This window comes from Pragia fontium DSM 5563 = ATCC 49100, from assembly GCF_900112475.1.
Lineage (GTDB): Bacteria > Pseudomonadota > Gammaproteobacteria > Enterobacterales > Enterobacteriaceae > Pragia > Pragia fontium.
The window spans coordinates 58,153-78,721 of record NZ_FOLW01000013.1; the positions used below are offsets into that span (position 1 = coordinate 58,153).

A 20,569-nucleotide genomic window follows, 5' to 3' on the forward strand; every position below is an offset into this window, starting at 1 on the left:
GATATGGTAAAGCCAACTTTGCTTTCTGACATTGCTATCGCCACCCTCCGCCTACCCTCGACAGAGTGGTTGCCAGGAGATCTGTCGCGGATTCCGATGACCATACAGCAGCAGAGTGAACAGTTTAATCCCAAGCGCCGTCAACAGTTTCTTAGCGGACGCTGGCTGCTGGCCGAGTTGATATTTAATCAGCTCGGCTGGGCACAACTACCAGACATCACGATCTCCGATAATGGCCGCCCATCATTTATCTCCGCTGCACGGTTGGACTTTAATATCAGCCATAGTGGGGAATACATTATGGTGGCACTGGCACAGGGCGGTCGTATTGGCCTGGACGTAGAGCATATCCGCCCAAGAAAAAAATTGCTGGCACTGGCAGCATATAGCTTTAGCGCAGATGAATATCAATGGTTGCTCAGTTTGCCTGAATCCTGTCAGGCCGATGGCTTCTGGCAACTCTGGACTCTGCGTGAATCGGTGCTGAAACTCTCCGCTAAAGGCGTCTGGCAGATGAAGCAAATCCGTATTCATCCCCAACAAAAGCAAGTCTCTGCCGACTTCCAACCGGAGTTAGTCGGTTTCACCAGCCGATATGACGATATTGCCTGGGCCATTGCCAGTGAGCAAAATATCGCCCAGATTCATTATTGGAAAATTGACCAAAAAACCGAACAACTTATACCCGCAGATTTACCGGAATTATCTCAATTCAGTGGACGTTAAAAAATAACAAAAGAACAGGGAGCCACCAGCAGGATGTCAGATAACGCACAAAAAACTGAACTACTCACCCATCTGTGTGAACAAAAAATCATAACTGAAGACCAGTTGAGTCGAGCCAAACTCTATCTGCAGTTTATCTCTAATATCTCTTTTAATACTCAAGATGACGCTATCGATTGGCTGCTGGAAAACCGGATTATCAGTGAACGTCCGGTTACTGAAGCCCCAGCGTTGGTTGAAGAGGTTATTAAGCAACCCTCTGAACCGGAGGCCGTAGCTGAACAGGTTATCGAACAACCCTCTGAGCCTGAGACTGTTGTTGAAGAAGTGATTGAACAGCTATCTGCACCTGAGACTGTTGCTGAAGAAGTCATTGAACAGCCATCTGAACCTGAGACTGTTGTTGAAGAAGTCATTGAACAGCCATCTGAACCTGAGACTGTTGTTGAAGAAGTCATTGAACAGCCATCTGCACCTGAAACTGTTGCTGAAGAAGTCATTGAGCAACCATCTGAACCTGAGACTGTTGCTGAAGAAGCGATTGAACAACGGCTTGAGCAGGAAGACGATGAGGAAAACATCGACGAGAACCCGGCTGAGCCAAAAAACACCGCTAAAGATATTATTGAATGGCCATCGGAAGATGTCACCTGGGGATTATTCGAGCCAGATGAATTTACGCCAGAAGAAGACTCGGCTAAAGACACGGCTAAATCGACCCAGTCAGATAATGCCGCCTTATTAACGGATGAAGAATCCGACGCCTATGAAATGCTCTTAGAGCTCTACGCTGCTGGCGTCATTAGTAGCAAAGTGCACAGAAAAGCAGAAAAGGTACTGGAAGCTAATCCAGATATTCGATTTGAAAATAACGATGAGTTACTGACATGGTTAGAACAGCAAAATGTCATCAAAGCCCAGCCAGTTAGGGCTGAACCGAGTAAGAAAAGAAAGCGACGTGACAAGCCTACGGAGAATAATCAGAGCATCCGGCAGAACGAAGAACCAGCAGCCACAGCGCCAACAGGCGGTGGGTGTATAAAGAAACTTATTTGGATGGGTATTATTGTAGCCGCTATTTGTTGGTTTTTCGCTCCAGATGAAACACCACTATGCGATGATGAAGAGATTCAGCAGCAAGTCACTCAGGGCTTTGCCGCCACTTACTCTGATACACCAACAGCAGCCCGCAATCAAAACGAAAACCGCCTCATCGCGGCACCGATTAACTATAGCTTCTCTTCATTAACGTCGGCTGAGCAAACCAGTTTTAATGATGATTCACTTATCCGCAGCTGTAAAGCAACGGTAATCTATAGAGCCGATAGAAACCGGGACATTGCTGCGGATATCATTGGTGAAGTGACCTATCAAATCCAACCGACGGATGACGGAGAGTTTTCCACCCGCATCAATAACGGTAAAAATGAGATTGCTCAAAAAGTAAAAGAGCAAAACGCTCGCTATTATGCGTTAAATCAGCAGGAAACCGGCCTCAAGAAAGCCTTTATAACCGGAGTAGAGCAATTAGATAAAATACTTATCGAAAGGTCTCCATCATTTAGCCCACTGACTCCAAGAATCTCTGGTATAAACATTAACGACGAATGCCAACAAGTGAAGGATACACACTATACATGCCCAGTAACGTTTCACTTGTCATACGGCAGAAATCCTCGTAACTATAAAGCCAGCGGGATCAAAATTGACATGAATATGCCGGTGATTAAACAAGAAGATGGCAGTTGGCAGCCGCACGATTCATTCGTCGTTCAATTTACCCGACCCTATATGTTAGCCATAAAAAACGCGTTGATTAATCCACCAACGGTTGACTAATCTCCTGCTACAACGTAAAGCCCCATGTTATTCCTAACATGGGGCTTTTATTATATTAAGCTTTCATTAAATCCCATCAGAGGGGATTAATGATCGATAAAGACAATTTTAATTAAGAACAGTAGTGCAACAATCAGTACGCAAGGGCTGATTTCTCTCCAACGACCTGCTCCAGCTTTCATTACACAATAAGAAATAAAGCCAAGAGCGATACCCTCGGTAATAGAGAAGGTAAACGGCATCATTACCGCAGTGATAAACGCTGGCGTAGCTTCCGTCAGATCGTTCCATTTTACCCGCGACAGGCTGGAGGTCATCAACACACCAACATAAATCAGCGCACCGGCCACCGCATAAGGTTGAACCATCTTAGCTAATGGTGACAAAAAGATAACCAGCAGGAATAACAGGCCGACAACTACTGCCGTTAAACCGGTTCTACCACCAACGGAAACACCGGAGGAGCTTTCGATATAGGTAGAGATTGAAGACGTACCTAAATAAGCACCGGCAGTCGAGGTGATACTGTCGACCAACAATGCCTGTTTCATCCGAGGGAATTTACCGTTTTCATCCGCCAAGCCGGCTTTATCCGTTACTGCAATTAAGGTACCGGATGAGTCAAACAGGTTGATCAACATAAAGGAGAAAATAATGCCGGCCAAACCGATATCCAATGCGCCTTTTACATCTACCTGACCAACAATGCTGGCGATACTTGGTGGTGCAGAAAATACGCCCTGATAGGTAACATCACCAACGATAAGACCAATACTGGTGGTGACAATGATAGAAATCAGTACCGCCGCATGAATATTTTTAGCCGCTAACACCGCAATGATAAAGAAGCCTAAAACGCCTAACGCTACATTCAGTGAAGTCAGGTTACCAATAGCTACAAGCGTATCCGGGTTAGGGACAATAATACCGGCGTTCTTCAGGCCCATCATACCGATAAACAGACCGATACCGCTGGTTATCCCCACTCGCAGGCTAATCGGAATACTGGATATCATCCAGTAACGAACGCGGAACAGCGTTAACAGTAAGAAACCAACGGAGCCCCAGAAGATCGCTCCCATCGCCACCTGCCACGGATGCCCCATCGCACCGACCACCACAAAAGCAAAGAAGGCATTCAGCCCCATAGCCGGAGCCAGCGCCACCGGCAAATTCGCCAGCACGCCCATAAAAATGCTACCAAACGCCGCCACCAAACAAGTGGTCACAAACACAGCTTCGGTATCCATTCCTGCTACCCCTAAAATCTGCGGGTTAACAAAAACGATATAAACCATGGTTAAAAAGGTGGTAAAACCAGCGACTATCTCGGTTCGTACCGTCGTGCCATGTTGGTTCAGTTGAAACACGCGCTCAAGTAGACCCTGCCCATTAGCAGGACCAGAAACGGGGTTGTTCATTTTGATGTCCGGAAAAAAGATGAATAATAAAAACTAAGCCGCTACATATACCAAAATACGCAAACGATTACATGGTTTATTTCAGTTTTTATTGTGAAGTTTGAATTTTCGCCAGAATAGCCATCAAGTTAACGAATCAGACTTAGCCTTTCATCTCGCAGAACAACGCCGCCGCATAATACCTTCCAACAATCTCCACTGAAAATATTGTGACCAGAGATAGGCAAAAATACAGGACACAAATAATAACATCAGTGAACTATCGTTCATTACCTTGATTAAAGCTAAACAATGATCGTCAACAAAACCAACATCTGCTGTTTTTTGAAACACTATTTTAGTATGGTTATTACCATGTGGTATGAACCATGCCGATCACCGTAAAGGAATGAATTATGCAACCGGTTGAATGTGTGCTGTTTGACAGCGACGGCACTCTGGTCGACAGCGAGATTTTATGTTGTGAATCTTTCTCTAACGTTTTTATGAGTTATGGGATTCCACTCTCTACTGAAGAGTGTATTAAACGGTTTAAGGGAACCAATCTGTACAAGGTTTTTGCCGAGGTCAGAGCAACCTACGGTCTCGATCAGCCTGATGATAAGCTGGAAAAAGAGTACCGTCAGGATATGGCGCGTCTGTTTGAGCTCAGCCTGAAACCAATTGAAGGTATCAGACCGCTGCTGGAAGGTATTACCGTGCCAATGGCGGTAGTATCCAACGGCCCCGTGAGTAAAATGCAGCATTCGCTAGGATTAACCAAGCTAATCGATTTCTTCGGCGATCGCCTGTATAGCGCCTTTGATATTCAGCGTTGGAAGCCAGATCCTGCCCTGTTGCAGTTCGCCAGCGATAAACTGTCGGTTCCTCTGGAAAGATGTATTCTGGTTGAAGACTCCGTCGCCGGTGCTCATGCCGGCATTGCAGCCGGTATTCCGGTGTTTTATTACTGCGCCGACCGACACAACCAACCCATCGATCATCCACTGGTCACGACGTTCCATAGCATGGAACAGCTTCCCGCGTTGTGGAAAGCGAGGGGCTGGGAGATTTATCAGTCTTAAAATAAAGGCACAAGATAATAAAAACAATTAATCCACGAAATATATAACCCCGGAAAGATATCATCTGCCCGGGGTCATCACTTATCATGAATGTTATTCGTTCTTGGCTAAGCGTTTAAAAAGCGTAATTAATCCTGAAAAGCCCACCAATACCTTCTCGTTTACCGGTATAACCGTTAACTTTAACATCCAGGGAAAGGTTTTGATCGGATATGGGTCTGGCCGTTATCCCGAAAAAGCCAATTCCCGTCCCGCCTTCCATATCTGGGGCATCAATATTGTAAACGCCGTATGTTGTCGATTTCGCCCGCCCGATAAACTCATTCTCATAGCCTAAACCCGACATCAACATCAGAGCGCTACTATACTGATGTTTAAATTCGGCATTCAACCTGACTCTATGTGAGTTAATGGCGCTAAAGTGGAACGGATCTCCAGCAACCGTGACATCCCGACTACTAATTCTTGAGAACAGATATTTTATAGACAGATCCAAGCTATTACGTTTACTTATCGACATCATATAGCCTTCAGCTATATGTCCCGCTAAATAGTTCGATTTAATATTGTAGTGCGCAAACTGACCTGTCGCACGATTGACAATATCTTTGGTACTAAACTCAGTCTGAGTTCTCCCTATCCGAGCGCTTCCCTCTAAATAAGCACCTTTAGGTAAGTCATATCGAGCTAAAAGGCCAATGCCATAATACTTACTGGAACCATCAGCGTGCACATTATCGGCATTATCAAAACGGGTATAACTGTCATAACGACCCCAGCCTCCCTCAATAAATGCTGCGGTAGTCACACCATCATCGGTGGTATAGCTTAATCCACTGCTTAAAAGATATTCATTCGCTTTGATATTCGAACCAACGTTATAACGAAGATGATTGCCAGAAGCGATCACAAAAGGAACCTTTCCCCAAGCACCTTTATTCTGCTCACGGATTGTACGATAGGTATCATAAGCTACGATATCTCCACCGCGATTAACCAGAGTAGAGCTATAAAGATAGGCCATCGGCAACGCTTTAAGCTGTGGGTTTACCGTCGCTGCCGAGTCATCCTCCGGCTTTGAAGGTAGAGCACCCGAATTTTCATCTGAGCCATTATCTGGATCACCCAAAATAGTGGCTTTCACCTCTTTATTTGAATCATCCACCCACGTGTGGACATCATACAGCAGGGAAATACCCTGTTGAGCAACACCAGTAGAATCAATACCTTGCCCCTTACCCGTAAAGTCGTTCATTGCTTTCATCAGAACAAACTCATCACCGGCCTTTAAAACCTTACCTGAATGGATGCCAACCACTGTTGCCTTCGACGGCGTTGTCGTTCCATCACTGATATTAGCAAGGTTAGCTCCTAAACTAATATTATTAGCCGTAATCAGGGCTTCCGGTTGGTTAGCAAGGGAAGGTAATAAGGTAAAGTTGTAATGTTCAAAGTTGCCAAGGTTATTAACCTTAACTGGCTGGGCCGAGAAGTTCAGAGTATTGCCGGTAAACACATCATAATTTTGCGGAAAATAACCGGTGCTCTGCAAATATCCCCCATAAAGCGACGTAATAGTACCGCTGATTTGTGCCACATCACCAATATTAACCGTATTGTTTATGGCCTGTACCTGTGTATTAGTAGGATTAACGCCGTTGTGCCCGGCGGTATTATCAGCATTTATTGCAGTTCCCTGAGTCAGGTCAAATCTGACATAACCGCCATAAATCGACCCATTTGCCACAGTCCCATTTAACGTCACGGTATTGTTATTAGCCACAACTTTACTATTGGATACATCAATCTCCGCGCTTGACTCAGGCAATTTCTCCGCATTTGGAACAGCAGTCGTTGAGCCACTGATTGCTGTTCCCCCAACTGCGGTCAGCTCAGCGTAGCCACCATAAACACTCCCATCTTTCAGCAAACCATTTAATATCACAGAATTATTATTGGCCAAAATGGTGCTATTGGAGGCTTCAATATTCGCCTCTCCATACAGAGAAGGCGTACTCGTAGTATCCACAGGAGTCGTCGCATTTCCACCTTCGGCTTTTCCCGCAGCAACAACCAACCCAGCATAACCACCATAAACGCCGCCTTGCGCAGAAGCTTGTTGTGACAATTCAACAACATTACTGTTAGCCTCTATAGTGACAAAATCGGCATTAACACCAGCACTTGCCTCTGCCGAAATGCTAGACATAGTAGAAACAACATTAACGTTCCCACCCCCAGCATTACCTGCCCGTGCAACAAGACTGGCCTTACCGCCATAAACTTTACCACCCGTTGACGACATCTCGACAACGTTATTACTGGCCTTTATTTCTGTCTCTCCAGTTCTCAGACTGGTTATAGCGGAAGCACTTACAAGGGGAAAATAACTATCGGTAGTCGAAGCATTCCCGCCCATCGCGTCACCTGACTGAACAAACTGACTCGCCTGCCCACCATAGATATCACCGTTAACAACGGAATACGGCCCGATATTAATCGTATTATTGCTGGCCTCTAATAAATTGGAACTGCTAAAGATAGCAGACCAAGAGTTAGTATCAGGGGCAAGGGCACCAACATGACCACTCGTTGCTTTACCAGATTGGGCAACATAACTAGCCTGGCCACCATACACATCACCACTAACAGAAACCAGCTGTGCAATGTTAACAGCATTACCGTTAACCCTTACCTTATCTCCCCAAGCCTGAATAGCGGTATAACCACCGGAACTACCGTAATCAATATCATAATTGATATTACCGGTAATGCTGCCTGCCACTGCATTACCTGACTGGGCAATATAGTTACCACGTCCGCCATAAACACTTCCCCCCACAGCAACCGTTTGAGCAATACTGACAACATTGTTATTGGCTTCTACCGTTGAATTGTCACCCTGAACAGTGCTGTGGGTATAAGCGTACGCAGAGCGATCTCTGGGACTGCCGCTGCCATCGGTATCAGCAGCGGTCGCATTACCACTTCTTCCCAAAATTACCGCATAACCACCATAAACATTACCAGCTATTGAATTATTGCTACTGTCTACAATAATACTGCTTTGATTAACGCCAACAGTTTCACTATGAATATTAACCTGATTAAGCACTGAGGTATTAAAGCCAGACGTTCCTTCCATTTTGTCATCGCTAATCTGCGTTATGTCGGATATTCCGCCATAAACATCACCCTCTACCGTACCATCATCAAACAACGGGGTGGCAAAAGCATGGCCACACAGTATTGTTGCAGATAAACCAATGCTAACGTTTAGACAAGATAAAACTCTTTTATAACATCCATATATATTATTTATTAATAACAAAACAAAAAATTCCATTTAAAAAACTCAATAAGACAATAAAAATAACACAAAAAATATCTTTTATAAAAAAATAAATATATTTAATGACAAAAAACCATCAATATAAATATAAAAAACAACCCCTACACAAAAAAAACACAATGAAACCCAACTGATTAGCAATAAAAAACAATATAATTAATAAATAAGTTAAAGGCTATTACCCACCCCATCAACCAACAATGCATTAAAATTTATACAACAACTTCCATCACAATATTTACATTTTGATTCTGAAGTATTTATCCGCTTTAACTTGATTTATCATTTTTTCAACAAAACACGGCTTTCAAACAGACAATAATCGTGGCACGCTAAAAATATCTATAATGTGCCCATATACAGGTTCACCATGCCAGCAGAAGCCACCACTCAAAGTCCCGCCATAAATTGGCAACGAAACCTGTTTATCGTGTGGGTCGGATGCTTTCTGACCGGAGCCGCTTTTAGTCTGGTCATGCCTTTTTTACCTTTGTATGTAGAGCAACTGGGCGTAACCGGGCATCGCGAGCTCAATCTGTGGTCGGGATTAGTATTTAGCATTACGTTTCTGTTTTCGGCGCTGGCATCTCCTTTTTGGGGAGGTCTGGCAGATCGCCGTGGCCGTAAGTTAATGCTGCTACGTTCTGCGTTAGGTATGGCTATTGTGATGGTGCTGATGGGATTAGCCCAAAATATCTGGCAGTTTCTCGGATTACGAGCGCTGTTGGGTCTACTTGGTGGCTTTGTTCCTAATGCGAATGCGCTGATAGCGACTCAGGTACCGCGTAACCGTAGCGGATGGGCTCTCGGCACATTATCAACCGGTAGCGTCAGCGGAGCGCTGTTAGGGCCATTAATCGGCGGCTTTCTCGCCGATCGCTATGGACTGCGCCCGGTATTTTTTATTACCGCCAGCATGCTGTTTATCTGCTTTCTCCTCACGCTGTATGCCGTAAAAGAGCAATTTACCCGCGTTCACAAAAAAGATATGTTGAGCGGCCGACAAGTGTTTGCCTCATTGACCAAGCCCAGACTGGTACTTGGCTTGTTTGTGACCACCATGATTATTCAGGTTGCTACCGGCTCTATTGCCCCGATTCTGACCCTATACGTACGTGAGATATCCAACAATATCGAAAATTTGGCATTCATCAGCGGTTTTATCGCTTCTGTTCCTGGCTTTGCTGCGTTGCTCAGTGCGCCAAGGTTGGGAAAATTAGGGGATCGCATTGGACCGGAACGCATTCTAATTGCCATGCTGATATTTTCTATTCTGGTGCTTATTCCAATGGCGTTTGTACAAAACCCATGGCAGTTAGCCGGACTACGTTTCCTGTTGGGCATCGCCGACGGCGCGCTGTTACCTGCGGTACAAACTCTGTTAATTTATAACTGTAGCAATCAGGTTGCCGGACGAATATTTAGCTATAACCAATCTTTCCGCGATATAGGCAACGTCAGCGGCCCTATGCTGGGCTCCAGCGTGGCAGCCAGTATTGGCTTTCGTGCAGTTTTTATCGCGACCGCACTTGTTGTGCTGTTTAACGCTATCTATTCCTACTGGTTTTTAGCCAAAAACCGGAATAAATAGTGACTAAATGTGCGGAGAGTATCAATACCGTTCTATTTTTATAGAAATAGTAACCATTCTCATTTAAGATATTCCCGTTATCCACTGCCACTATACCCAAACCCCAAACGGGAATAGCGACATCATTAAACCGTTGGTTATCGCCCCCATATAATAAATTTCTCAGGCCGCTTGCCCGATGACAATCCATAAATGATAAACAGATGATAAAAATGACCGAAAATAAATCTCAGCCTAAATACCCACAACGCGTCCGTAATGAATTACGTTTTCGCACGCTTAGCGTATTAAGTACCGAACAAATTTCAACCGGCTTCCAGCGTATTATCTTTGGTGGCTCAGACCTTGAAGGCTTTCAATCCCAAGGTTTTGATGACCATATAAAGCTGTTCTTCCCCAAGGTCGGTTCTGCATTTACGCCACCCGAGATCACCGAAGAAGGCATCGTTTGGCAAGACAATATCCAACCGCCTTCTCGTGATTACACACCGATTTTTGACCAGCAACATCATCAACTGATTATTGACTTCTATCTTCATGAAAATGGGGTTGCCAGCGATTGGGCGGCCCAAGCTCGCCCCGGCGATAAACTCACCATTGGCGGACCTCGCGGTTCACTTGTCGTGCCACCAGACTACGCCTGGCAGCTTTATGTGTGTGATGAATCCGGCATGCCGGCGCTACGCCGTCGTTTGGAAGAGTTGAAAAACCTTGCCAGCCCGGTTCAGGTGACGGCGCTTATCAACATCAAAGATGAAGCGTATAAAGATTATCTTTCCCACCTTAGCGGCTTTAATCTTCAATGGGTTATTGGTGACGATCGGAAAAAGATGACTGACTACCTTAAAACGCTAAATGTACCGCCACAGGATTACTTTATCTGGATTACCGGCGAAGGAAAAACCGTTAGCGCTCTGAGTCAGCTGTTTGAGAATGATGCTATCGATAGCCAATTGCTACGCGCCGTAGCCTACTGGCATAACAAGTAAATAGGACAGTGCCCTTAGCCTTCGGCGATATAAAATCGCATCGAAGGCTAGGCTATAATTAAACCCGACTGATTCCAGCAGGCGATTTAAACAACCAGCTAAATAACCGTCTTTTGGCCTTAGGTTCAATGGATGAGTAGCGCTTACTCACCAGATTGGCAACCACATCCAGCAATAAGCAGAAGATAAAATAGACCAGCGCAATAAACAGGAAGACTTCGGTCGGATAAACCATACTGCGATTATTCACCTGAGTAGCCAGAAAAGTCAGTTCACCAACGCCAACCACATAGGCCAGTGAAGTATCTTTAATCAGTGAAATCCACTGGTTAATAAACGAAGGCACCATCATCCGTAATGCCTGCGGCAATACGATATATCCCAATACCTGCCAGCGGTTAAACCCTAATGACATGCCCGCCTGCCACTGACCAGCGCCGATAGCAATAATTCCCGCCTTTACCCCATGCGCCAAATAAGCCGCCGAGATCAATGCCAGGGCACAAATCACCGAGGTAATCGCCGGAATATCAATGCCAAACAGCATAGGCAACATAAAGTAAGCCCAGAAAATCAACATAATGACCGGAATTGCGCGGAAAAAGCCGAGAATAGCGGCAATCAAGCCACCAAACCAGCCGCGGAACATTGCCAAGGCCACGCCCAAAATCACGCCCAGAATGGCAGAAATAACCCCGGCAATCAGGCTGATAATCAGCGTTAACGCGGCACCACCAATCGGGCCGTCCGGATAAGCGCCCCACAGCATATAATCCAAATTGTCGTAAATTACCGTGAAGTCCATATTAATGCCGCTCCTTCGCTAATAAACGATGCTCATACCACATCCCCCACGCTTCCATCAGGGCAATAGTGACAATATACATCACCGTCGCTACCCCAAATGCCTGAAACGCCCGCAGGGTTTCTGTTTCAACCTGCCGGGAAGCATACGAAAGCTCAGCCACGCCGATCGCCATCGCCAGTGAGGTACTTTTTACAATATTCATGTATTGACCCAACAGCGGAGGAAAAGCGATCTTCAAAGCCTGAGGCAACACCACATAACGCATCGACTGCCAGCCGCTCAACCCAAGCGCCAAAGCGGCATACTTCTGCCCGGTTTTTACCCCTTGAATACCGGCGCGAATCTCTTCAGCAATAAATGCCGAAAAATACACGGTAAGTCCAAAAACAGCCGAGATAAATTCGAAAGATGGCCACGCCAAAGTGACGTCAAACAGCGTAACTTCATGCGAGGTGTTTAACCAAGGAATTACCCCTTCAGGCAATAGCTTACCAACGCCGAAATACCAAAAGAACAGCTGCACCAGCAGCGGCGTATTACGAAACAGAGAACAATAGGCAATCACCGGTAAACGCAATACCGCCAACTTACTGTCTCTGGCTCCGGCAACCACCATGCCCAGCAGCGTCGCAGCCACAATTGAAACCGCAGACAGCCCCAGAGTGAGCAAAAAACCATCCCATAACCAGCCGAGATATCGGGGTTCTAATAATAATTCTGTTAATTTTTGTTTGAGCATTCTAGCCAGCTTAAATTTTAATTTTTATAAAACCGTTAATGACCATAACAACCAACAAATAGCGAAGATCTCCAGCCCTTGACCTTCCAAAGGAGCACTTGAATTCAGCCGACGCTTCCAATAAGGCAGCACGAGCCGCATGGATGCGGCGAGAAGCATAGCGACGTCGGGAACGGCTCTATGCTGGTGCGTTAAGCCTTATTGGAAGTGGCGGGAAGTCGCCTAAGCGACCTGAATTCCCGTGCGGAAGGCGCCGGGTGCAGGGGCATTCGCCCTAATGCCCCTGCTCGGCCGTGCACTAATGCTGAGACAAACACGACACTTTTCATGGCCGAAACTTTCCCCTGAAACTAAACCGGAGTACATCCAAAAATGTACCCCGGTTTTTATTACAAAATACTTTATTAATCCAATACCAATTTAACCTTTGGCTGGGTCTGGCTCCACGGCCCCAAACTTAAACTCACCCCGCGGCATTGCCGATTTAGTCGCTGGCCCAAACCAGCGATCGTAAATCTTCACTGCCTGACCATCTTTTTCCAAATCCAGCAGAACCTTATTCACCGCGTCAACCAAGCGGGTTTCACCTTTGGTGATACCCACGCCCTGATACTCTTTAGTAATACTGAACGGCGATATTTCAAAATCGGCTTTTACCGCATCAGGCAGGTTAGCCAACAGGCCGACCAATTTGGCATCATCTTGAGTAATCGCCTGCACATTACCGTTACGTAGAGCGGTGAAGGCGACCGGGGTATCATCATAGGAAATCACTTTTGCCGTTGGATAATTGTCCCGCAGAGTAATTTCCTGAACCGTGCCTTTATCGGCACCAATACGCAGCTTAGCAATATCATCTGGCTGTTTCAGCACGCCTTTACGGGCAATAAACTTTTGACCGGTAGCAAAGTAGGGCACGCTGAAGTCGACTTCTTTGGCGCGCTGTGGGGTAATGGTGAAGTTAGCGGCAATCAAATCAACTTTCTTAGAGGAAAGTAGAGGAATGCGGTTAGCAGGATTAGTCGCTCGCAGTTCAACCTTCACCCCCAACGCTTTACCTATAGCATTAGCAATATCAACATCATAACCGACGATTTTCTTGGTTTGCGGATCGACATAACCAAATGGCGGATTACTGTCGAACACGGCAATATTCACGACACCCGCTTTTTTAATATCATCCAGCTGATCGGCGTGGGCAACAGAAGCCATACCTGCGATACCAGCCAGTAAAGTAAATGAAAGTACGCTCTGTTTTAATGTGAGTTTCATCGCCGCCATCCTGAATTATTGTTATTAAATTAGTGTTTAATAGCAGCTAGTTAAGACCAGTTAAAAAACAAAGTGAAATAATATAAACCGCTGTTATATTCCATTTAGTTATATAGGATTTAAATATGCGATCATATTCCGTTGATTTATCACACTGCATCATGATTTATCCGCTATCAGCTAACCCACATTTATCCACACAAAAAATACAACATTTAACTAACATTACTCACCTCATAAATTAACGCTTGTTGAACTCAACTTTTTAAATGATAATTATTATCAAACAAGATTAGTTATCATTTGCTAAGTGGATATCATGAATACACCAATACCCGACAAGCAACCAGAACCCTACAAACAGGCTGATACTGTTTCTTCCCTACCACTGATTAACAGTCAGCAACTATTAGGGAAATCAGGCATCCTACTGATTCAGCATCAGGGGCAGCAATATCAATTACGCATTACCAAAACCGGTAAATTAATTTTAACCAAGTAATTTTTTAACCATTTAGCCAGCCACCCAGACTCCTTCTAGCAGTCAAGGCAGCCAGCAACTTTCACCCATAACATTTATGGAGAGTTGCAGTATGCTTCGCCTTTCATCTTTAACTATCGCTCTGGCCTACGCTCTGCCTTTACTGGCAAATGCAGAAGCCGAAACACCACCCATCACCAACGAAGTGATGACCGTAACCGCCACCGGTAACGATCGTAATGCTTTTGAAGCCCCCATGATGGTGACCGTGGTCGATGCCAATGCGCCAGAAAATCTGGCGGCTAATAGTGCCGCTGATCTTATCCGCTCGATTCCAGGTATTACCATTACCGGTACCTCCCGCAGTAATGGGCAAGATATCAATATGCGCGGCTATGATAAACGCGGCGTATTAATGCTGGTAGACGGTGTCAGACAGGGAACGGATACCGGTCACCTAAACGGAATTTTCCTCGATCCTGCCTTAATTAAGCGAGTTGAAGTGGTACGAGGCCCCTCGGCGCAGCTTTATGGCAGTGGTGCGTTAGGCGGGGTGGTTTCATTTGAAACCGTCGATGCCAAAGACCTGCTGCGTCATGGTGAAGCGGGCGGCGTCAGGCTGTTTACTTCCGGTGCTACCTTCGATCATAGCCAAGCCATGGGTCTCACCACCTTTGGCCGTACCGATAATTTAGATGGCTTGTTCTCGGCAAACTTCCGCGATAAGGGCAATCTACGCTTAAGTAATGGTGAAACGGCACCAAATGATGAACAAATCGGCTCTTTTTTAGCCAAAGGAAAATGGTCTATTAGTGATGCTCAGTCGCTAATGGCTAATCTACGCTATTACAACAACGACGCCAGAGAACCCAAAAATCCGCAAAGCCTTAAGCCAGGCAACACCAAAACCGATGTGATGACCAATCGCAGCACAGAAAGTAAAGACGCCCAGTTAGTGTATAACCTGAATCCAGAGGGGATGGACTGGTTAAATGCCACTACGCAAGTTTATTACTCTGAAACCAATATTGATTCAACGCCACAGGGCTACCAGCGCGAAAAAAGGAAACAGAAAACCGAAGGTATCAAAGTTGATAACCGTTCACGTCTGTTGCAAAACAGCATCATTCCCAGCCAACTAACCTATGGCGCAGAAACCTATAAACAAAAACAGGTTCCAAACGGCGCGACCACCAGCTTCCCTGATGCAGAGATTCATTTTGCTTCCGGCTGGCTACAGGATGAAATGACCCTGCGCGATCTGCCGATTTCACTGATCGGCGCGATTCGCTATGACAACTATAAAGCGGAAAGCAGCGGCTACGATAATATCAATGCCAACCAATGGTCACCAAAAGTGGCGCTATCCGTCTTTCCGACCGAATGGCTAAGCCTGTTTGCTTCCTATGCGGAAGCCTTCCGCGCTCCAACGATGGGCGAAATGTACAACGACTCCCTGCATTTCAGCATGGGGCCGAAAATGAATAACTACTGGAAACCCAACCCGAATTTAAAACCGGAAACCAATGCTACTCAGGAGGTGGGATTTGGTCTGCGCTTTGATAATGTACTGCTGGCGGATGATGATCTGAAGTTTAAAGCCAGCTATTTCGGTACCAAAGCCGATGACTACATTTCAACCGCGGTAAATATGAAAGCGGGCTATCGCCCCGGTGTTGGCGTGATTTGTTCCCCTTGTGAAACCACCTCAGTGAATATTCCACACGCCAAAATTTGGGGTTGGGATGTGATGATGGACTATCAGAATACCTATTTCGATCTCAACATGGCCTACAACCGCACCAGCGGTAAAAACCAAGATACTGGCGAGTGGTTATCTACCGTTAACCCGGATACGGTATCAACCCGTCTGAATGTACCGCTGGCCAATACTAAAGCCTCCGTTGGCTGGATGGGCATATTCGCCAACAGCATCAATGACACGCCCACCCCACAAAGCGGCTACGCCACCCATGATTTCTATATCAGCTATAAACCGGAGATTCTCAAAGACAAGCTAACCACCAGCGTGGTGATCGCCAATGCTTTTGATAAAGAGTACTACGCACCAAACGGCGTATTACAGGATGGCCGCAATGTGAAACTGTTTGCCAGTTACCAGTTTTAATCAATCTCCCGCTGTTTGAATAACAGCGGGTTTATTTACATGGGAATTCAATCATGACAACTTCTTTATATCAGGCTTATTTACAGGCTAAACAACAGCATCCGGAAAAGTACGCCAGAGATTTAGCCAAGCTACTGACAATCAGTGAAGCTGAACTCATTCATGTGCGCGTAGGCCATGATGCCACGCGACTAACTAACGATATCCGCGGCCTGCTAGCGGCGCTGGAAAGCGTCGGTGAAACCAAATCCATCACCCGCAATGAATACGCGGTACATGAGCAGGTTGGTCGCTACACCAATCAACACTTAAGCGGCCATGCCGGACTGGTTCTCAACCCTTATGCTTTGGATCTACGTCTGTTCCTGAATCAGTGGCAGTCTGCCTTCTGTCTCACGGAAGAGGGTAAGCGCGGTACCCGCCACAGCATTCAATTTTTCGATGGCTATGGTGATGCGTTGCATAAGGTCTATACCACCGAAAATACCGATATGGGTGCTTGGCAAAAAGTCATTGAGGCCTTTATTCAGCAGGATAACCCCGAACTGGCGATAACCCCACCGGAACCCGCCGCCGATAAAGAGCTGAAAGTGGATAGCCAGACGATTGATAGCGAATGGCGCGCCATGACCGACGTTCATCAGTTCTTTCATCTGTTGCAGAAACACGGCATTACTCGTCAACAGGCTTTTCAGGCTGTTGATGGCGATCTGGCCCAGCGTGTTGATAATCAAGCGCTGCGGCAAATTCTACAAATGGCGAAAAACGATGCCAACGACATTATGGTATTTATCGGGAATCGCGGCTGCGTGCAAATATTTACCGGTAAAATCGAGCGGGTCACGCCTCATGAAGAATGGATTAACATCTTTAATAAACAGTTTGTTATGCATTTAATTGAGCGGGATATTGTTGAAAGCTGGGTGACCCGTAAGCCAACCAAAGATGGTTTTGTTACCAGCCTCGAGCTGTTTGCCGCAGATGGCACCCAAATTGCTCAACTGTATGGTCAACGTCAGGAAGGCCAACCGGAACAGCAAAAATGGCGCGATCAAATTGAAACCATTCTTCAACAGCAAATGGTATTCGCATGAAATCACACTTCTATCGAGGGCTAATCGCCCTCTTTTCGCTGCTTTCTCTCTCTGCTCAGGCTAACAATCAACGTATTGTGAGCATCGGCGGTGATGTGACCGAAATCGTGTATGCGCTGGGTGCCGAATCACAGCTGGTGGGGCGCGATGCCACCAGTACTTATCCACCGCAAGCCCAATCGTTACCGGATATTGGTTATATGCGCCAGCTTAATGCGGAGGGGATTCTGTCACTAAAACCCACGTTGGTGCTGGCCAGCGATCAGTCACTGCCCGCACTAGCATTGGAGCAGGTGAAAAACAGTGGGGTAAAGGTTATCAGTATTCCGGGTGCGCCAACCCTTGATAATGTCACCCATAAAATCAGCGCGGTCGCCGAAGCTTTGGGTCGACAGCAGCAGGGTGAGAAACTGATTACTGACTACCAGCAGCAGTTGGCATCACTGGATAAAAGCAAGCTCACCACCAAGGTGCTGTTTGTCATGAACTACAGTGGAGCAACCCCAATGGCCGCCGGGCAACATACCGCTGCCGATGCCATTATCACTATCGCCGGTGGCTCCAATGCTATGCAGGGGTTTAAAAAATATCGGCCGCTGTCTCAGGAAGGCATTATCGCCGCTGCACCGGATTTATTGCTGATAACCACCGCGGGCTATGCCTCATTGGGTGGGGAAGAGAAAATCTGGCAGCTACCCGGCCTCAATCAAACACCGGCAGGGAAAAACAAGCGCTTGCTGGTGGTGGATGACTTGGCACTATTAGGTTTCAGCCTGAAAACGCCGTCAGCCATTGCCGAGCTGCATAAAGCTATGGAACATCCCTGATGAACCCGCGTATTTCACCACGTTATTGGCTGGCGGCAATGTTGGTACTGTTAATCGTACTGACCCTGTGCGCGGCCAATATTGGGCCGGTGAAACTGTCATTTTATAGGCTGATAAGCCAATCCCTTGAGGCAGGGCACTGGAATATCTGGCTGAATATCAGACTTCCCAGAGTCTTGCTGGCGGTGCTGATTGGCGCCGCTCTGGCTGTTTCCGGCGCCATTATGCAAGGGCTGTTTCGTAATCCATTAGCTGACCCCGGATTACTGGGCATCAGCACCGGAGCAGCGCTGTGCGTCGCGGTGGCTATTCTATTCCCACTCCCGTTACCGGGTATTCTGGTGCTTTATGGACATACCGTCGCCGCTTTTGTTGGCAGCATTGCAGTTTGTGTGTTGCTGTATGCGTTAAGCCGAACCGGCCACGGTAATCTGACCCGTTTATTACTGGCCGGAATTGCCTTAAACGCGCTGGCAGGTGCGGCGATTGGTGTACTGAGCTATATCAGCGACGATCAGCAGCTCAGGCAGTTTTCTCTGTGGAGTATGGGAAGTCTGGGTCGCGCTCAATGGTCAACGCTGGCAATTGCCAGTTCGCTGATTATTCCAGCGATAGTCATTAGCCTTCGTCTGTCTCGCCTGTTGAACTTATTGCAGTTGGGGGATGAAGAAGCCCATTATCTGGGCGTAAACGTCGAATCAGTAAAACAGCGCTTATTACTGCTTAGCGCCCTGTTGATTGCTACCTGCGTTGCCATGAGCGGCGCTATCGGTTTTATTGGTCTGGTTATCCCTCATCTGATTCGCCTTCAACTTGGCGTCGATCATCGCTGGCTACTGCCCGGTTCGGTACTAGGCGGTGCCTGTCTGTTGCTAATTGCCGATACGCTGGCCAGAACCCTGGCTTCACCGGCAGAAATTCCGGTAGGGCTGATCACCAGTCTATTAGGCGGCCCCTATTTTTTATGGTTAATCTTGCGGCGGAGAGAAATCAATAATGCTTAACGCGATGGATTTGAGCTACGGTCAGGGAAATAAACCAATTATCAATCATGTTTCCCTGACGCTAAAACCCGGTGAACTGATGACAATAATCGGCCCCAACGGCGCGGGTAAGTCCACATTATTACGCATTCTGACCGGCTATCTACGGCCTGACAGCGGTGATTGCCTGCTGCAAAACCGCAGCCTGAGCCAGTGGAAACATCAGGAACTGGCTAAAGTTCGTGGCGTGATGAACCAGCATAGCGGATTATCTTTTCCGTTCAGCGTGCAGGAGGTGATCGCAATGGGCAGAGCCCCTTATCACGGTCATAAACAGCTCAATCAGCAGGCAATTAGCCATGCCGTAGATATCACTGAATGCGGCGCGTTATTACAGTGCAGCTACAATCAACTATCCGGCGGAGAAAAACAGCGGGTTCAACTCGCCCGTTTACTGTGTCAACTATGGCAACCTTCACCGACAGAACGCCTGCTGTTTCTGGATGAACCCACATCAGCGCTGGATCTCTATCACCAGCAGCAAACGCTACGCCTGCTTAAACAGATGACCCGTCAGGCACCATTTTCCGTGTGTACCGTGCTGCATGATTTAAATCTGGCAGCGCTGTATTCCGATCGCATTCTGATGTTACATCAAGGCTCACTGGTGGCCTGTGGTACACCGGCAGAAGTCCTGAATAATGAACTGCTCACCCGCTGGTATCAGGCGGACTTATGCGTTTGCCATCATCCGGAAGATGGTGGGGTACCGCAGGTTTGTTTGCGGAGGTGAGGTTGTTGGAGTGGTGTTGGATAGATTTAGCGGTTAAAGCAGGGACTTGCTTCATAGGGCCAGCATCTGGATGATATGTATAGTGGGCTGACCAAACAATTTCACCCAGTGCATCATAACGATACTGATAGCGAGGCTCCCGCTCACCAATATCGTAAAAATCACTCAGGCACTCATTTTCATCCCAGTCCAACCGATCACTGCGTGCTTCGCTCTCTCTGGCCACCAGCTGTCCTGCCTGATTTAACCGGTAACGCACCCCATCATTAAACGTCAGCTCCCTTTCACCGTCTACGCTGGTACTTTCCACAAATCGGTCACCGCTGGCGCTATACACATAGCGCTGGATTTTCCCCATCGGGTTACTGTGTTCTGTTATCTGACCCAAAACATCATAGTGATAATTATCAGTACCTGACCGACTATCATTACGCATCACCAGATTTCCGGCGCTGTCATAAT

At 46.7% G+C, this 20,569-nt stretch carries 16 protein-coding genes and 1 pseudogene; 11 read left to right on the forward strand and 6 right to left on the reverse strand.

Features of this window, described 5'->3' with window-relative positions; translation table 11 throughout:
- Window positions 1-3: 3 nt before the first annotated feature.
- Together BMZ28_RS15200 and BMZ28_RS15205 are read left to right on the forward strand one after the other, a co-directional pair.
- Window positions 4-726 carry a 4'-phosphopantetheinyl transferase family protein gene (locus tag BMZ28_RS15200; RefSeq protein ID WP_083399706.1) on the forward strand — a complete coding sequence of 241 codons (723 nt, stop codon included), beginning with the start codon at window positions 4-6 and terminating at the stop codon, window positions 724-726.
- Window positions 727-759: 33 nt separating this feature from the next.
- Window positions 760-2,565 (forward strand): hypothetical protein, encoded by a 1,806-nt coding sequence (locus tag BMZ28_RS15205; protein ID WP_074824507.1) that lies wholly within the window; start codon window positions 760-762, stop codon window positions 2,563-2,565.
- An 86-nt stretch (window positions 2,566-2,651) separates the two neighbouring features.
- Here the strand turns inward: BMZ28_RS15205 and BMZ28_RS15210 are convergent, their stop codons facing one another.
- Window positions 2,652-3,986 (reverse strand): NCS2 family permease, encoded by a 1,335-nt coding sequence (locus BMZ28_RS15210; RefSeq protein WP_047779439.1) that lies wholly within the window; start codon window positions 3,984-3,986, stop codon window positions 2,652-2,654.
- 395 nt (window positions 3,987-4,381) lie between these two features.
- Here BMZ28_RS15210 and yieH point away from each other — a divergent pair, with 395 nt between their 5' ends.
- Window positions 4,382-5,050 (forward strand): 6-phosphogluconate phosphatase, encoded by a 669-nt coding sequence (yieH, locus tag BMZ28_RS15215; protein ID WP_074824510.1) that lies wholly within the window; start codon window positions 4,382-4,384, stop codon window positions 5,048-5,050.
- Window positions 5,051-5,165: 115 nt separating this feature from the next.
- Here the strand turns inward: yieH and BMZ28_RS15220 are convergent, their stop codons facing one another.
- Complete coding sequence (locus BMZ28_RS15220; protein WP_126468207.1) at window positions 5,166-8,381, reverse strand: autotransporter outer membrane beta-barrel domain-containing protein; 3,216 nt, start codon at window positions 8,379-8,381, stop codon at window positions 5,166-5,168.
- A gap of 391 nt (window positions 8,382-8,772) precedes the next feature.
- Between BMZ28_RS15220 and mdtG the strand changes: the two genes are divergently transcribed.
- The gene (gene mdtG / locus BMZ28_RS15225; RefSeq protein WP_074824516.1) at window positions 8,773-9,993 is read left to right on the forward strand and encodes a multidrug efflux MFS transporter MdtG; all 1,221 of its coding nucleotides are present in this window, start codon (window positions 8,773-8,775) and stop codon (window positions 9,991-9,993) included.
- A gap of 212 nt (window positions 9,994-10,205) precedes the next feature.
- On the forward strand, window positions 10,206-10,982 hold the full coding sequence (locus tag BMZ28_RS15230) for a siderophore-interacting protein (protein WP_074824537.1): 777 nt from the start codon (window positions 10,206-10,208) through the stop codon (window positions 10,980-10,982).
- 58 nt (window positions 10,983-11,040) lie between these two features.
- On the opposite strand, the gene BMZ28_RS15235 is transcribed toward BMZ28_RS15230, so the two are convergent.
- The 3 genes from BMZ28_RS15235 to BMZ28_RS15245 form a co-directional block, all read right to left on the reverse strand.
- Window positions 11,041-11,787 (reverse strand): amino acid ABC transporter permease, encoded by a 747-nt coding sequence (locus BMZ28_RS15235; RefSeq protein WP_074824519.1) that lies wholly within the window; start codon window positions 11,785-11,787, stop codon window positions 11,041-11,043.
- 1 nt (window position 11,788) lies between these two features.
- Window positions 11,789-12,529 carry an amino acid ABC transporter permease gene (locus tag BMZ28_RS15240; RefSeq protein ID WP_074824522.1) on the reverse strand — a complete coding sequence of 247 codons (741 nt, stop codon included), beginning with the start codon at window positions 12,527-12,529 and terminating at the stop codon, window positions 11,789-11,791.
- A 420-nt stretch (window positions 12,530-12,949) separates the two neighbouring features.
- Window positions 12,950-13,801, reverse strand: a complete 852-nt coding sequence (locus BMZ28_RS15245) for an ABC transporter substrate-binding protein (protein WP_074824525.1) — start codon at window positions 13,799-13,801, stop codon at window positions 12,950-12,952.
- Between the two features lie 319 nt (window positions 13,802-14,120).
- Here BMZ28_RS15245 and hemP point away from each other — a divergent pair, with 319 nt between their 5' ends.
- From hemP to BMZ28_RS15275, 6 genes are all read left to right on the forward strand, one after another.
- Window positions 14,121-14,303 carry a hemin uptake protein HemP gene (gene hemP / locus BMZ28_RS15250; RefSeq protein ID WP_047779432.1) on the forward strand — a complete coding sequence of 61 codons (183 nt, stop codon included), beginning with the start codon at window positions 14,121-14,123 and terminating at the stop codon, window positions 14,301-14,303.
- A gap of 91 nt (window positions 14,304-14,394) precedes the next feature.
- Window positions 14,395-16,410, forward strand: a complete 2,016-nt coding sequence (locus BMZ28_RS15255; protein ID WP_428480395.1) for a TonB-dependent hemoglobin/transferrin/lactoferrin family receptor — start codon at window positions 14,395-14,397, stop codon at window positions 16,408-16,410.
- 53 nt (window positions 16,411-16,463) lie between these two features.
- Window positions 16,464-17,504 carry a hemin-degrading factor gene (locus BMZ28_RS15260; protein WP_074824529.1) on the forward strand — a complete coding sequence of 347 codons (1,041 nt, stop codon included), beginning with the start codon at window positions 16,464-16,466 and terminating at the stop codon, window positions 17,502-17,504.
- A complete protein-coding gene (locus tag BMZ28_RS15265; protein WP_074824532.1) occupies window positions 17,501-18,331 on the forward strand; it encodes a heme/hemin ABC transporter substrate-binding protein in 831 nt (276 codons plus the stop codon). The genes BMZ28_RS15260 and BMZ28_RS15265 overlap by 4 nt, the downstream gene beginning before the upstream one ends.
- Entirely contained in the window at window positions 18,331-19,335 is a 1,005-nt protein-coding gene (locus BMZ28_RS15270) for a FecCD family ABC transporter permease (protein WP_047779428.1), read from the forward strand. Before BMZ28_RS15265 ends, BMZ28_RS15270 begins: the two co-directional genes overlap by 1 nt.
- Window positions 19,336-19,345: 10 nt before the next feature.
- Window positions 19,346-20,107, forward strand: a complete 762-nt coding sequence (locus tag BMZ28_RS15275; RefSeq protein ID WP_408634906.1) for a heme ABC transporter ATP-binding protein — start codon at window positions 19,346-19,348, stop codon at window positions 20,105-20,107.
- Here the strand turns inward: BMZ28_RS15275 and BMZ28_RS17395 are convergent.
- Window positions 20,025-20,569, reverse strand: a pseudogene (locus BMZ28_RS17395) (hypothetical protein); the annotation flags it as partial. The gene BMZ28_RS15275 and the pseudogene BMZ28_RS17395 sit on opposite strands and share 83 nt — an antisense overlap.

Excerpts from the sequence above, each read along its gene's own strand:
- BMZ28_RS15245 (WP_074824525.1), bottom strand. The coding sequence starts at position 13,801 with ATGAAACTCACATTAAAACAGAGCGTACTTTCATTTACTTTACTGGCT.
- BMZ28_RS15255 (WP_428480395.1), top strand. The coding sequence starts at position 14,395 with ATGCTTCGCCTTTCATCTTTAACTATCGCTCTGGCCTACGCTCTGCCT.
- BMZ28_RS15210 (WP_047779439.1), bottom strand. The coding sequence starts at position 3,986 with ATGAACAACCCCGTTTCTGGTCCTGCTAATGGGCAGGGTCTACTTGAG.
- BMZ28_RS15270 (WP_047779428.1), top strand. The coding sequence starts at position 18,331 with ATGAACCCGCGTATTTCACCACGTTATTGGCTGGCGGCAATGTTGGTA.
- BMZ28_RS15205 (WP_074824507.1), top strand. The coding sequence starts at position 760 with ATGTCAGATAACGCACAAAAAACTGAACTACTCACCCATCTGTGTGAA.
- BMZ28_RS15265 (WP_074824532.1), top strand. The coding sequence starts at position 17,501 with ATGAAATCACACTTCTATCGAGGGCTAATCGCCCTCTTTTCGCTGCTT.
- BMZ28_RS15230 (WP_074824537.1), top strand. The coding sequence starts at position 10,206 with ATGACCGAAAATAAATCTCAGCCTAAATACCCACAACGCGTCCGTAAT.
- yieH (WP_074824510.1), top strand. The coding sequence starts at position 4,382 with ATGCAACCGGTTGAATGTGTGCTGTTTGACAGCGACGGCACTCTGGTC.
- mdtG (WP_074824516.1), top strand. The coding sequence starts at position 8,773 with ATGCCAGCAGAAGCCACCACTCAAAGTCCCGCCATAAATTGGCAACGA.
- BMZ28_RS15200 (WP_083399706.1), top strand. The coding sequence starts at position 4 with ATGGTAAAGCCAACTTTGCTTTCTGACATTGCTATCGCCACCCTCCGC.
- hemP (WP_047779432.1), top strand. The coding sequence starts at position 14,121 with ATGAATACACCAATACCCGACAAGCAACCAGAACCCTACAAACAGGCT.
- BMZ28_RS15260 (WP_074824529.1), top strand. The coding sequence starts at position 16,464 with ATGACAACTTCTTTATATCAGGCTTATTTACAGGCTAAACAACAGCAT.
- BMZ28_RS15235 (WP_074824519.1), bottom strand. The coding sequence starts at position 11,787 with ATGGACTTCACGGTAATTTACGACAATTTGGATTATATGCTGTGGGGC.
- BMZ28_RS15240 (WP_074824522.1), bottom strand. The coding sequence starts at position 12,529 with ATGCTCAAACAAAAATTAACAGAATTATTATTAGAACCCCGATATCTC.